This window comes from Pseudomonas syringae group sp. 26L6 (assembly GCF_032587815.1).
GTDB classification, from domain to species: domain Bacteria; phylum Pseudomonadota; class Gammaproteobacteria; order Pseudomonadales; family Pseudomonadaceae; genus Aquipseudomonas; species Aquipseudomonas amygdali.
The window spans coordinates 1-14,172 of record NZ_JAWHPJ010000024.1 but is presented as its reverse complement, the minus strand read 5'-3'; the positions used below and the strand labels follow the sequence as shown (position 1 = coordinate 14,172).

Sequence of the window (14,172 nt, the reverse complement as noted above, 5' to 3'; positions counted from 1 at the left end):
CGATATGTTGCAAGTCAGTGTTTATCGTTACAACCCTGAGCAGGACGCTGCGCCGTTCATGCAGGAGTTTCAGGTCGATACCGGTGGCAAGGACCTGATGGTGCTGGACGTGCTCGCCCTGGTCAAAGAACAGGATCAAGGCTTCTCTTACCGTCGTTCGTGCCGCGAAGGCGTGTGCGGTTCCGATGGCATGAACATCAATGGCAAGAACGGTCTGGCCTGCATCACGCCGCTGTCTGCCGTTGTCGCCAAGAACAAGCTGATCGTACGTCCGCTGCCTGGTTTGCCGGTCATTCGTGACCTGGTCGTCGATATGAGCATCTTCTACAAGCAGTACGAGAAGGTGAAGCCGTTCCTGCAGAATGACACGCCGGCTCCGGCCATCGAACGTCTGCAAACTCCGGAAGAGCGCGAAAAGCTCGATGGTCTGTACGAGTGCATTCTGTGCGCTTGCTGCTCGACTTCCTGCCCGTCCTTCTGGTGGAACCCCGACAAGTTCCTGGGTCCTGCTGCGCTGCTGCAAGCCTACCGTTTCCTGGCTGACAGCCGTGACACCCGCACCAATGAACGTCTGGCTTCGCTTGATGACCCGTTCAGCGTGTTCCGCTGCCGCGGCATCATGAACTGCGTCAACGTGTGCCCGAAAGGCCTTAACCCAACCAAGGCTATCGGTCACGTGCGCAACATGTTGTTGCAAAGCGGCGTCTGATTGATCGTTTTATCTGTTACACCGTTGCACTGAAGTGGCTGCGGCGCAGGCTTCAACCGGCGCCGTAGTTTTAACCTGAGCAGTAGCTCGCAAAGCTGCCGCTCTTATTTTGAAGAAATGAGACCAGCAGGGGCATCCGGGCTGGTACCCGGACTATCTGCGTGATCCCTGGTGACTTGATACAGTCGCTGCACACGACTATTTCAGGATTGCTCTGGTGTCTTCGCCGGTGGTGTCCCCTTACCGAGGGTGACCAAGCATGCAAGAAAGCGTGATGCAGCGCATGTGGAACAGTGCCCACCTATCCGGTGGTAACGCTGCCTATGTGGAAGAGCTCTATGAGCTTTACCTGCACGACCCTAACGCTGTGCCAGAAGAATGGCGCACCTACTTTCAGAAGTTGCCAGCAGACGGCAGCTCTGCCACTGATGTATCGCACTCGACTATTCGCGATCATTTCGTGTTGCTGGCCAAAAACCAGCGCCGCGCTCAACCGGTGTCCGCCGGCAGTGTGAGCAGCGAGCACGAAAAGAAACAGGTTGAAGTGCTGCGACTGATCCAGGCGTATCGGATGCGTGGCCACCAGGCTGCTCAGCTCGATCCGTTGGGCCTTTGGCAGCGCCCTGCGCCTGCGGATCTGTCGATCAATCATTACGGCTTGACCAATGCCGATCTTGATACGACCTTCCGTGCCGGCGACCTGTTCATCGGCAAAGAGGAAGCGAGCCTACGCGAAATTCATGAAGCGTTGCAGCAGACATATTGTCGCACCATCGGCTCCGAGTTCACTCACATCGTGGATTCCGAGCAGCGCAACTGGTTCATGCAGCGTCTTGAGAGTGTTCGCGGCCGTCCAGCGTTCTCGGCTGATATCCAGAGCCACCTGCTCGAGCGTGTCACCGCAGCCGAAGGTCTCGAGAAGTATCTGGGTACCAAATATCCGGGTACCAAGCGCTTCGGTCTGGAAGGTGGCGAAAGCCTGATCCCGATGCTCGACGAGCTGATTCAGCGTTCCGGGTCCTATGGCACCAAGGAAGTCGTGATCGGTATGGCCCACCGCGGCCGCCTGAACGTACTGGTCAACACCTTTGGCAAGAACCCGCGCGACCTGTTCGACGAGTTCGAAGGCAAGAAAAAAGTGGAACTGGGTTCCGGTGACGTCAAATATCACCAGGGTTTCTCTTCCAACGTCATGACCGCAGGCGGTGAGGTTCACCTTGCCATGGCATTCAACCCGTCTCACCTGGAGATCGTTTCTCCGGTGGTCGAGGGGTCGGTGCGTGCGCGTCAGGATCGTCGCAACGATCCTAACGGTGACAAGGTTCTGCCGATTTCCCTCCACGGCGACGCGGCCTTTGCCGGTCAGGGCGTGGTCATGGAAACCTTCCAGATGTCGCAGACCCGCGGCTTCAAGACGGGCGGCACGATCCACATCGTCATCAACAACCAGGTGGGCTTCACCATCAGCAACCCGCTGGACTCGCGTTCGACCGAGTACGCCACCGACGTTGCCAAGATGATCCAGGCGCCGATCCTCCATGTAAATGGTGATGATCCGGAAGCCGTGATGTTCGTGACCCAGCTGGCGATCGATTACCGCATGCAGTTCAAGCGCGATATCGTGATCGATCTGGTCTGCTACCGTCGTCGTGGTCACAACGAAGCTGACGAGCCGAGTGGCACTCAGCCTCTGATGTATCAGCAGATCACCAAGCAGCGCACCACCCGTGAGCTGTATGCCGAGCATCTGATCAAGACCGGCATTCTCGATGAAGCCCGTGTTCAGGCCAAGGTCGATGATTACCGCAGCGCGCTGGACAATGGTCTGCACGTAGTGAAAAGCCTTGTCAAGGAGCCGAACAAGGAGTTGTTCGTCGACTGGCGTCCTTATCTGGGCCACGCCTGGACTGCGCGTCACGACACTCGCTTCGACCTCAAGACCCTGCAGGAACTGTCCGCCAAGCTGATGGAACTGCCTGAAGGCTTCGTCGTGCAGCGTCAGGTTCAGAAGATCTACGAAGACCGTCAGAAGATGCAGGCCGGTGGCTTGCCGATCAACTGGGGTTACGCCGAAACCATGGCATACGCCACGCTGGCGTTCGAAGGTCACCCGATCCGTATGACAGGGCAGGACATCGGTCGCGGTACGTTCTCGCACCGCCACGCCGTACTGCACAACCAGAAAGACGCCGGGACCTATATCCCGCTGCAGAATCTGTACTCCGGTCAGCCGCGTTTCGACCTGTACGACTCGTTCCTTTCGGAAGAGGCCGTGCTGGCATTCGAATACGGTTACTCGACCACCCAGCCGGATGCACTGGTTATCTGGGAAGCGCAGTTCGGCGACTTCGCCAACGGTGCCCAGGTGGTTGTCGACCAGTTCATCACCAGCGGTGAACACAAGTGGGGCCGTCTGTGCGGTCTGACCATGCTGTTGCCTCACGGCTACGAAGGGCAGGGGCCAGAGCACTCGTCGGCACGTCTTGAGCGTTATCTGCAATTGTGTGCCGAGCACAACATTCAGGTGTGCGTGCCAACGACTCCGGCGCAGATCTACCATTTGCTGCGTCGTCAGGTCATTCGTCCGCTGCGCAAGCCGCTGATCGTGCTGACTCCCAAGTCGTTGCTGCGTCACAAACTGGCTGTTTCGACCCTGGAAGATCTGGCCGAAGGCTCGTTCCAGACCGTCATTCCGGAAATCGATGCCCTCGATCCGGCCAAGGTCACGCGTCTGGTGCTGTGCAGCGGCAAGGTTTACTACGACCTGCTGGAAAAGCGCCGTGCCGAAGGGCGTGAAGACATTGCCATCGTTCGTATCGAGCAGCTGTACCCGTTCCCTGAAGACGACCTGATGGAAACCATCGCGCCGTACACCAACCTGCAGCATGTGGTCTGGTGTCAGGAAGAACCGATGAACCAGGGTGCCTGGTACAGCAGTCAGCACCACCTGCGCCGCAGCATGGGCAACCACAAACGTGAACTCGTTCTCGAGTACGCCGGTCGTGACGCCTCTGCCGCTCCAGCCTGTGGTTACGCTTCGATGCACGCCGAGCAGCAGGAAAAACTGTTGCAAGATGCCTTCACTGTTTAACGCCTTCGAGCATTAGAAACCGAATTAAGGAATTACAGATAATGGCTATCGAGATCAAAGCCCCCTCTTTCCCGGAATCCGTTGCCGATGGCACCATTTCCAAGTGGTACAAAAAAGAGGGTGATGCGGTAAAACGGGACGAGATGCTGGTCGATATCGAGACTGACAAGGTTGTTCTGGAAGTATTGGCCGAAGCTGACGGCGTGATGGGCTCGATCACCAAGGAAGAGGGCGCTATCGTCCTCTCCAACGAAGTGCTTGGCACTTTGAATGATGGTGCCACGGCATCTGCTGCTCCAGCACCTGCTGCTGCGCCTGCCTCTGCTGCGCCTGCCTCGGCACCCGCCGCTGCACCGGCTGCCGCTGGCGAAGAAGACCCGATTGCTGCGCCTGCTGCGCGTCAACTCGCTGAAGAAAACGGTATCAACCTGGCCAGCGTCAAAGGCACTGGTAAAGACGGCCGTATCACCAAGGAAGACGTGGTCGCTGCCGTTGAAGCGAAGAAATCCGCTCCAGCCGCTGCTCCTGCTGCCAAACCTGCTGCCGCTGCCGCTCCGGTTGTCGCTGCTGGCGACCGCACCGAGAAGCGCGTGCCGATGACTCGTGTACGTGCAACCGTTGCCAAGCGTCTGGTCGAAGCCCAGTCGAACATGGCCATGCTGACCACGTTCAACGAAGTCGACATGACCGAAGTCATGGCACTGCGTTCGAAGTACAAGGACCTGTTCGAGAAGTCGCACAACGGCGTGCGTCTGGGCTTTATGTCGTTCTTCGTCAAGGCTGCTACCGAGGCGCTGAAACGCTTCCCGGCTGTCAACGCGTCGATCGACGGCTCCGACATCGTCTACCACGGCTACGCCGACGTCGGTGTTGCAGTGTCCAGCGACCGTGGTCTGGTTGTACCGGTTCTGCGTAACGCCGAGCACATGAGCCTGGCTGAAATTGAAGGCGGCATCGCCACCTTCGGCAAGAAGGCCCGTGATGGCAAACTGTCCATCGACGAGATGACCGGTGGCACCTTCACGATCACTAATGGTGGTACTTTCGGTTCGATGATGTCGACGCCGATCGTCAACCCGCCACAGGCTGCAATTCTGGGCATGCACAACATTCTTCAGCGCCCGATGGCAGTCAACGGTCAGGTAGTGATTCGTCCGATGATGTATCTGGCACTGTCGTACGATCACCGTTTGATTGACGGCAAGGAAGCGGTAACCTTCCTCGTGACCATCAAGAACCTGCTGGAAGATCCGGCTCGTCTGTTGCTGGATATCTGATGAGGCAGCCCGTGGTTGCAAGCTTCAAGCTTCAAGTCAGAAGCGAAAGGGCGTGCAGCCGGGGCTGGTGTGTTTCACCTGATTAATAGGTCGCAAGTCGTTTTTGCCTGATCGCGGATCGACTTGCAGCTTGCAGCTAAAAGCTCGCAGCTAAAGAGGAACTCTTTGTTATGTCCCAGAAATTCGACGTGGTAGTGATTGGCGCAGGCCCTGGCGGTTATGTTGCCGCCATCAAGGCTGCGCAACTTGGTCTCAAGACTGCCTGCATCGAGAAGTACCAGGACAAGGAGGGCAAACTGGCCCTCGGTGGTACCTGCCTCAACGTTGGTTGCATTCCTTCCAAGGCGCTGCTCGACAGCTCCTGGAAGTTCTATGAAGCCAAGAACGGCTTCAGCGTGCACGGCATCTCGACATCTGAAGTGAATATCGATGTGCCGGCCATGATCGGTCGCAAGTCGACTATCGTCAAAGGCCTGACCGGCGGCGTTGCCAGCCTGTTCAAAGCCAATGGCGTGACCACTCTGCAAGGCCACGGCAAACTGCTGGCTGGCAAGAAGGTCGAGCTGACAGCTGCCGACGGCACCGTTGAAATCATCGAAGCTGACCATGTGATTCTGGCTTCGGGCTCGCGTCCTATCGACATCCCGCCAGCTCCGGTTGACCAGAAAGTCATCGTCGATTCGACCGGCGCTCTGGAATTCCAACAGGTTCCACAGCGTCTGGGCGTCATCGGCGCTGGCGTGATCGGTCTGGAGCTGGGCTCTGTATGGGCTCGCCTTGGCGCTCAGGTCACTGTTCTGGAAGCACTGGACAAGTTCATTCCGGCGGCTGACGAAGCAGTTTCCAAGGAAGCGCTGAAAACCTTCACCAAGCAAGGTCTGGACATCAAGCTGGGCGCTCGCGTGACCGGTTCCAAGGTCGAAGGCGAAGAAGTGGTGGTCAGCTACACCGACGCCGCTGGCGAGCAGTCGATTACCTTTGATCGTCTGATCGTTGCCGTTGGCCGTCGTCCCGTGACCACTGACCTGCTGGCATCGGACAGCGGCGTTGATCTGGACGAGCGCGGTTTCATCTACGTTGACGACTACTGCACCACCAGCGTTCCTGGCGTATACGCCATCGGTGACGTGGTGCGTGGCCTGATGCTGGCACACAAGGCGTCGGAAGAAGGCATCATGGTTGTCGAGCGCATCAAGGGCCACAAGGCTCAGATGAACTACAACCTGATCCCGTCGGTTATCTACACCCACCCGGAAATCGCCTGGGTCGGCAAGACCGAGCAGACGCTCAAGGCCGAAGGCGTTGAAGTCAATGTCGGTACGTTCCCGTTCGCAGCCAGTGGCCGTGCCATGGCAGCCAACGACACCGGCGGCTTCGTCAAGATCATTGCCGACGCCAAGACTGACCGCGTACTGGGTGTTCACGTTATTGGTCCAAGCGCTGCCGAACTGGTACAGCAGGGCGCAATCGCGATGGAATTCGGCAGCAGCGCAGAAGACATCGGCATGATGGTCTTCTCGCACCCGACCCTGTCCGAAGCGCTGCATGAAGCTGCACTGGCTGTGAATGGCGGCGCCATCCATATCCAGAATCGCAAGAAACGCTAAGACAACAAGAGAAACCACGGCGCAGTGCCCGTCGTTGGCCTTGCAAGCAGGGCTTACCGCGGAATCTGCGCCGGACTCGACCTCTCAGGCGGCTCCATGAGTGTCCCACGGCACTTGCGGAGTCCACCCGGAGTAGCGGTCACAGGTGGTGCGGCACGCTGACGTGCAGCACCGAATGCGCAGTACCTAAACGAAGACGGTAATAAGCATGAATCTTCACGAGTATCAGGGTAAGCAGCTGTTCGCTGAGTACGGCCTGCCAGTATCCAAGGGTTACGCGGTAGACACCCCGGAAGCAGCAGCAGAAGCCTGCGACAAGATCGGCGGAACCGAGTGGGTCGTCAAAGCCCAGGTTCACGCAGGTGGTCGCGGTAAAGCGGGCGGCGTAAAGCTGGTTCGCAGCAAGGAAGACGCTGCAGCGTTCGCTCAACAGTGGTTGGGCAAGCGCCTGGTGACTTACCAGACTGACGCCAACGGTCAGCCAGTGACCAAGATCCTGGTCGAATCGTGCACCGACATCGCCAAAGAGCTGTATCTGGGCGCTGTGGTCGATCGTTCTAGCCGTCGTATCGTGTTCATGGCTTCCACCGAAGGTGGCGTGGATATCGAGAAGATCGCTCACGACACTCCTGAAAAGATTCTCAAGGCCACGATCGACCCACTGGTCGGCGCTCAGCCGTTCCAGGGCCGCGATCTGGCATTCCAGCTGGGTCTGGAAGGCAAGCAGGTCACTCAGTTCGCCAAGATCTTCACCGGTCTGGCCAAGCTGTTCCAGGACCATGACCTGGCCCTGCTGGAAGTGAACCCGCTGGTGATCAAGGCTGACGGCGATCTGCACTGTCTGGACGCGAAGATCAACATCGACGCCAACGCCATGTACCGTCAGCCCAAGCTGAAGGGCTTCCACGATCCTTCGCAGGACGATCCTCGCGAAGCTCACGCTGCCAAGTTCGAACTGAACTACGTAGCGCTGGAAGGCAACATCGGCTGCATGGTCAACGGTGCTGGCCTGGCCATGGGTACCATGGACATCGTCAACCTGCATGGCGGCAAGCCTGCAAACTTCCTTGACGTTGGCGGTGGTGCCACCAAGGAACGCGTTACCGAAGCGTTCAAGATCATCCTGTCCGACACCAACGTCGCCGCAGTACTGGTCAACATCTTCGGCGGCATCGTTCGTTGCGACATGATTGCCGAAGGCATCATCGGTGCAGTGAAAGAAGTCGGCGTGAAAATCCCGGTTGTTGTTCGCCTTGAAGGTAACAACGCTGAACTGGGCGCTAAAGTACTGGCAGAAAGCGGTTTGAACATCATCGCTGCGACCAGCCTGACCGACGCTGCTCAACAAGTTGTCAAAGCCGCGGAGGGCAAGTAATGAGCGTCCTGATCAATAAAGACACCAAGGTTATCTGCCAGGGTTTCACTGGTTCGCAAGGTACCTTCCACTCCGAGCAAGCCATTGCCTACGGCACCAAAATGGTTGGCGGCGTGACTCCAGGCAAGGGCGGCACCACGCACCTGAACCTGCCAGTGTTCAACACTGTGAAAGAAGCCGTAGACACCACTGGCGCTACTGCCAGCGTCATCTATGTTCCGGCTCCTTTCTGCAAGGATTCCATCCTTGAAGCAGCGTTCGGCGGCATCAAGCTGATCGTCTGCATCACCGAAGGCATCCCGACCATCGACATGCTGGAAGCCAAGGTCAAGTGCGACGAGCTGGGTGTGATCCTGATCGGTCCTAACTGCCCAGGCGTCATCACTCCGGGCGAGTGCAAGATCGGCATCATGCCAGGTCACATTCACTTGCCAGGCAAGGTAGGCATCGTGTCGCGTTCCGGCACCCTGACCTACGAAGCTGTGAAGCAGACCACTGACGCCGGTTTCGGTCAGTCCACCTGTGTAGGTATCGGTGGTGACCCGATCCCTGGTTCGAACTTCATCGACATCCTGAAGCTGTTCCAGGAAGACCCGAAGACCGAAGCGATCGTCATGATCGGCGAGATCGGCGGTTCGGCTGAAGAAGAAGCGGCTGCCTACATCAAGGCACACGTGACCAAGCCGGTTGTTTCCTACATCGCTGGTGTGACTGCTCCTCCGGGCAAGCGCATGGGCCATGCCGGTGCAATCATCTCGGGTGGTAAAGGTACTGCAGACGAGAAATTCGCTGCACTGCAGGACGCTGGTGTAAAAACCGTGCGCTCCCTGGCAGACATCGGCAAGGCCCTGGCCGAGCTGACTGGCTGGCCAACCAAGTAAGCTTCACTGTTTGCTGATCAGGTAAGCTCGCTTGCCTGATTCGAGCAATCGACAAAAGCCACCTTCGGGTGGCTTTTGTTTGGGCGCCTGAAAAGGTTCGCCTTACCCGGTCTGGTTCACCTGGACCTCTCATTGCTGGCATTTTCAACTGTCTGGGGCTTTACATCCGCCAACAAACGGTGCGTCGTCGGCTGGCGCGCCCTGAGACAGTGCATTTTCGGTCGAAGTTGGCTACCCTGTCCGCCGTTTTTGCGTTGCCCTCACGAGGGGCGTTTCGCAAGGTACTGCCACGTCTTACGCCGACGGGCTGCGTCTGCCCCATTCATGGGTGACGTCCCATCCCTTATTTCGATTCCGTGTGGTCCCTCGTAATGAAAGTGTTGAAAGGCCAGGACATCCTGGCACTCGGTTTTATGACATTTGCCCTGTTTGTCGGGGCTGGCAACATTATCTTCCCTCCTATTGTCGGCCTGCAGGCCGGACCACATGTCTGGATGGCGGCGCTGGGCTTTCTGGTCACGGCGGTCGGGCTGCCGGTCGTTACGGTGATTGCTCTGGCCAGGGTAGGGGGAGCAATGGATGCCCTGAGCAGCCCGATCGGCAAGATTGCCGGCGGGGCGCTCGCAGCCGTCTGCTATCTGGCGGTCGGCCCGCTGTTCGCGACCCCGCGTACTGCGACCGTCTCGTTTGAAGTCGGCCTGGCACCTCTGACCGGTGACACTCCAGTCGCGTTGTTCCTCTACAGCCTGGTGTATTTTCTGGTGGTGTTCTGGGTTTCGTTGTATCCGGGGCGCTTGCTCGACACGGTCGGGCGCTTTTTGGCACCGCTCAAGATTGTCGCCCTGGCAGTATTGGGGATCGCAGCATTCGCATTACCCGCAGGCGGAATAGGCGAGGCTGAGCCCGCCTATGCCGCTGCGCCGTTTTCCCAAGGTTTCATCAATGGTTATCTGACCATGGACACCCTCGGGGCGCTGGTCTTCGGGATTGTCATCGTCAATGCCATTCGCTCTCGTGGTGTCGAGTCACCACGTCTGATCACGCGCTACGCGATCATTGCCGGGCTCATTGCCGGTGTCGGGCTGGCGCTGGTGTATGTCAGCCTGTTTCGCCTGGGTTCCGGCAGCCATGCGGTCGCGGCAGGCGCAAGCAACGGCGCGGCGGTTCTGCATGCCTACGTGCAGCACACCTTCGGTTCATTGGGCAGCGGTTTTCTCGCCGTGCTGATTTCATTGGCGTGTCTGGTGACTGCGGTAGGCCTGACCTGTGCCTGTGCTGAATACTTTGCCAAGGTGCTGCCGCTGTCCTACCGGACGCTAGTGATCATCCTGGCGGTGTTCTCGCTGCTGGTATCCAATCTGGGGCTGACCAAGCTGATCCAGTTTTCGATTCCGGTACTCACCGCTATCTATCCACCGTGCATCGTGCTGGTGGCGCTGAGCTTCTGCAAAGGCCTCTGGCAGAGCCAGGGACGGGTTGTTGCACCGGTGATGCTGGTATCGCTCATCTTTGGCCTGATCGACGCGCTGAAGGGTGCCGGTTTTACTGACTATCTGCCGGGTGTGCTGACCAGTCTGCCGCTGAGTGATCAAGGCCTGGCATGGCTGGTGCCCTCGGTGATCACGCTGGCGGGCGCTGTAGCCGTTGACAGGCTCATGGGCAAGCGCAGCGAGGCGCTGGCTTGAAGTCGGTACACGATGCAATGTCGAACTGACGTTACGTGCCAAGTGAAACGAGTTAAATGAAAAAGCCCGCTTTAAGCGGGCTTTTTTAGTTCTGTAAGCGTTTCAGCCTTACTTGGTGGCTGGCGCTGCTTCTGGCGCTTTGTTGGCGTTCTCATTGGTACGCTGCTGAGCGGCTTCAGCGTTCTTCTGAGCGGCTTCCTGGCTTTCCTTGGCCGCGTCATTCACTTTTTCCTGAGCCTTTTCCATCGACTCCTGGGACTGCTGAGCTGCCTTGTTGGCATCTTGCTGAGTGTTTTCGGACTTTTTGTCACAGGCGGCAAGGCCCAGGGTGGCAGAAAGCATCAAGGCATAGGCTAAAGATTTACGCATGGGGTGTTTCTCCTTATTGAGTGTTCACGAGGCTAAGAGCCTGCCGTCATGAGTTAAGTTCCACCCGTGATGACAATATCGGAGGCCGTTGTTTCGCGGTCGTTACAGGCCGATAGCGCTGTGCCGATTGCAGACAGTTCTGGCGAGCACCCACCAACGCAATGCGTGCGGTATCCGGCGCATGAAACACGCTCCGCGTATCATTGGCTCTTGAAATCCCCGACCCAGCCCCCACCTTGATGACTACCCGCTGTCACACGGGCTTATGCCTGATCGTGACGGCTTATACCATCCAGATCGGAGTTTGATGATTATGAGTGTGGAAACTCAAAAGGAAACCCTGGGCTTCCAGACCGAGGTAAAGCAACTGCTGCACCTCATGATCCATTCGCTGTATTCCAACAAGGAAATTTTCCTTCGCGAATTGATCTCGAACGCGTCTGACGCGGTCGACAAATTGCGTTTTGAAGCGTTGTCCAAGCCGGAGTTGCTGGAAGGCGGCGCCGAGCTGAAAATTCGTGTGAGCTTCGACAAGGACGCGAAGACCGTTACGCTTGAAGACAACGGCATCGGTATGAGCCGTGAAGACGTGATCACCCACCTGGGCACGATCGCCAAGTCCGGCACCGCTGATTTCATGAAAAACCTGTCGGGCGACCAGAAGAAGGACTCGCACCTGATCGGTCAGTTCGGCGTGGGTTTCTATTCGGCATTCATCGTTGCCGATCAGGTCGAAGTGTTCAGCCGTCGTGCCGGCACGCCAGCGAATGAAGGCGTGCACTGGTCCTCCAAGGGCGAAGGCGAGTTCGAAGTCGCCACCGTCGACAAGGCTGATCGTGGCACCCGTATTGTTCTGCACCTGAAAAACGGTGAAGAGGAATTCGCTGACGGCTACCGCCTGCGTAACATCATCAAGAAATACTCCGACCATATCGCCTTGCCGATCGAGCTGCCCAAAGAGCAGGCTCCGGCAGCCGAAGGCGAGGAGGCACCGGCGCTGGAGTGGGAAACCGTCAACCGCGCCAGCGCCCTCTGGACCCGTCCGCGCACCGAGGTGAAGGATGAGGAGTATCAGGAGTTCTACAAGCATGTCGCGCACGACTACGAGAACCCGCTGAGCTGGAGCCATAACAAGGTCGAAGGCAAGCTGGAATACACGTCGCTGCTGTACGTGCCTGCGCGTGCTCCGTTTGATCTGTATCAGCGTGAAGCACCGCGCGGCCTCAAGCTCTACGTGCAGCGCGTCTTCGTCATGGATCAGGCCGAGTCGTTCCTGCCGCTGTACATGCGCTTCGTCAAGGGCGTGGTCGACTCCAATGACCTGTCGCTGAACGTTTCCCGCGAAATCCTGCAGAAAGACCCGATCATCGACTCGATGAAGTCGGCGTTGACCAAGCGCGTGCTGGACATGCTGGAGAAGCTGGCGAAAAACGAACCCGAGCAGTACAAGGGTTTCTGGAAAAACTTCGGCCAGGTCCTCAAGGAAGGTCCGGCAGAAGACTTCGCCAACAAGGAAAAAATCGCCGGTCTGCTGCGTTTCGCATCGACGTCCGACGACAGCGGTGAACAGAGCGTTTCTCTGGCCGAGTACCTGGCGCGTGCCAAGGAAGGTCAGGACAAGATTTACTACCTCACTGGCGAATCCTACGCACAGGTCAAGAACAGCCCGCACCTTGAGGTCTTCCGCAAGAAAGGCATCGAAGTGCTGCTGCTGACCGACCGTATCGACGAGTGGCTGATGAGCTACCTGAGCGATTTCGATGGCAAGGGCTTTGTGGATGTGGCGCGTGGCGACCTTGATCTGGGCAATCTTGACTCCGAAGAGGACAAGAAGGCACAGGAAGAGATCGCCAAGGACAAAGAGGGCCTGATCGAGCGCCTGAAAGCTGCGCTGGGTGAGTCTGTAAGTGAGGTGCGTGTTTCCCATCGTCTGACCGATTCGCCTGCGATTCTGGCCATTGGCGAGCAGGACATGGGGCTGCAGATGCGTCAGATTCTGGAAGCCAGCGGGCAGAAGGTTCCGGACTCCAAGCCAATCTTCGAATTCAACCCGGCTCACCCGCTGATCGGCAAACTGGATGCCGAGCAGAGCGAAGAGCGCTTCGGCGATCTGTCGCACATCCTGTTCGATCAGGCGGCGCTGGCCGCCGGTGACAGCCTCAAGGATCCAGCTGCGTATGTGCGTCGTCTGAACAAGCTGTTGGTAGAACTGTCGGTTTGATAGCCGGTTGACAAGAAACCCGCCTCGGCGGGTTTTTTGTTTCAGTTCCCGCGACACGTTTTTCATCTCCCTAACGATCAGGAGTCAGTAATGAGCAGCAACATTGAAATTCGTTCTGTGGTCTATCAGATCGATGGCCAGACTTATGAAAGCCGTCTTGCGTACGACCCGAAAGCTAGCGCTGCACAGCCAGGGTTGCTGATGGCGCCTAACTGGATGGGTGTCAGTCAGGGCGCTGAAGATATCGCCAAAGCGGTCGCTGCGAAGGGCTATGTGGTGCTGCTGGCTGACCTTTACGGTCAGCAGATTCGCCCGAGTAACAATGACGAGGCGGGCGCTGCCATGATGCCGCTCAAGGACGATCGCGCGTTGTTGCGCAAGCGTATGCAAGCAGGCCTCGACCAGTTGTTGAGCCAGGCGGATGTGTCTCTGGACTCAAGCAAGATCGCAACATTCGGTTTCTGCTTTGGTGGCTGCTGCTCGCTGGAGCTTGCGCGTACCGGGGCAGAGCTGAAGGCCGCCATTTCGTTCCACGGCACGCTGGATACGCCCAACCCGGCTGATGCGAAGAGCATCAAGGGCTCGGTGCTGGTTCTCCACGGCGCGTCGGACCCGCTGGTGCCAAAAGAGCAGTTACCTGCTTTTGAAGAGGAAATGAACGCCGCTGGTGTGGACTGGCAGTTGCACAGTTACGGTGGGGCATTCCATTCCTTCACCGACCCGCACGCCAATGTTCCCGGCATGATGATGTACGACGCCAAAGTGTCGAGCCGTGCGTTCAAGTCGATGCATGATTTGTTGAGCGAAGTGTTCGGCTGAAGGAACACCTATCGTCTCCTAGGGCGTGCAGGGGAACACTATCGTGCCCATGCTCCGCGTGGGCATGCCGGTCTGGACGCTCTGCGTCCTCTTGCGACGCAGAGCGTCGTGAACTGCATTCCCACGCTGGAGCGTGAG

Annotated in this window: 10 protein-coding genes; 9 read left to right on the top strand and 1 reads right to left on the bottom strand. The window is 57.9% G+C overall.

Features of this window, described 5'->3' with window-relative positions; genetic code table 11:
- The first annotated feature begins 4 nt into the window (after positions 1-4).
- The 7 genes from RYA97_RS13310 to brnQ all read left to right on the top strand — a co-directional run bounded on the left by RYA97_RS13310 (position 5) and on the right by brnQ (position 10,625).
- Positions 5-709, top strand: coding sequence for a succinate dehydrogenase iron-sulfur subunit (locus RYA97_RS13310; protein ID WP_004658943.1), 705 nt, complete (start codon positions 5-7; stop codon positions 707-709).
- 259 nt (positions 710-968) lie between these two features.
- A complete protein-coding gene (locus tag RYA97_RS13305) occupies positions 969-3,800 on the top strand; it encodes a 2-oxoglutarate dehydrogenase E1 component (protein WP_004658941.1) in 2,832 nt (943 codons plus the stop codon).
- Positions 3,801-3,841: 41 nt separating this feature from the next.
- Positions 3,842-5,077: a 2-oxoglutarate dehydrogenase complex dihydrolipoyllysine-residue succinyltransferase gene (odhB, locus tag RYA97_RS13300; RefSeq protein ID WP_002552979.1), complete on the top strand. Its 1,236-nt coding sequence runs from the start codon at positions 3,842-3,844 to the stop codon at positions 5,075-5,077.
- Between the two features lie 170 nt (positions 5,078-5,247).
- Positions 5,248-6,684 (top strand): dihydrolipoyl dehydrogenase, encoded by a 1,437-nt coding sequence (lpdA, locus tag RYA97_RS13295; RefSeq protein ID WP_004664698.1) that lies wholly within the window; start codon positions 5,248-5,250, stop codon positions 6,682-6,684.
- A gap of 208 nt (positions 6,685-6,892) precedes the next feature.
- Positions 6,893-8,059: an ADP-forming succinate--CoA ligase subunit beta gene (sucC, locus tag RYA97_RS13290; protein WP_002552981.1), complete on the top strand. Its 1,167-nt coding sequence runs from the start codon at positions 6,893-6,895 to the stop codon at positions 8,057-8,059.
- The gene (gene sucD / locus RYA97_RS13285) at positions 8,059-8,940 is read left to right on the top strand and encodes a succinate--CoA ligase subunit alpha (RefSeq protein WP_004664700.1); all 882 of its coding nucleotides are present in this window, start codon (positions 8,059-8,061) and stop codon (positions 8,938-8,940) included. Before sucC ends, sucD begins: the two co-directional genes overlap by 1 nt.
- Positions 8,941-9,311: 371 nt before the next feature.
- Positions 9,312-10,625 (top strand): branched-chain amino acid transport system II carrier protein, encoded by a 1,314-nt coding sequence (gene brnQ / locus RYA97_RS13280; protein WP_029241059.1) that lies wholly within the window; start codon positions 9,312-9,314, stop codon positions 10,623-10,625.
- A gap of 108 nt (positions 10,626-10,733) precedes the next feature.
- Here the strand turns inward: brnQ and RYA97_RS13275 are convergent, their stop codons facing one another.
- The gene (locus RYA97_RS13275; protein WP_002552985.1) at positions 10,734-10,994 is read right to left on the bottom strand and encodes a lipoprotein; all 261 of its coding nucleotides are present in this window, start codon (positions 10,992-10,994) and stop codon (positions 10,734-10,736) included.
- A gap of 313 nt (positions 10,995-11,307) precedes the next feature.
- Here RYA97_RS13275 and htpG point away from each other — a divergent pair, with 313 nt between their 5' ends.
- Both htpG and RYA97_RS13265 read left to right on the top strand, forming a co-directional pair.
- The gene (gene htpG, locus RYA97_RS13270; protein WP_005745258.1) at positions 11,308-13,215 is read left to right on the top strand and encodes a molecular chaperone HtpG; all 1,908 of its coding nucleotides are present in this window, start codon (positions 11,308-11,310) and stop codon (positions 13,213-13,215) included.
- A 90-nt stretch (positions 13,216-13,305) separates the two neighbouring features.
- Complete coding sequence (locus RYA97_RS13265; RefSeq protein WP_016982436.1) at positions 13,306-14,034, top strand: dienelactone hydrolase family protein; 729 nt, start codon at positions 13,306-13,308, stop codon at positions 14,032-14,034.
- Positions 14,035-14,172: the final 138 nt, after the last annotated feature.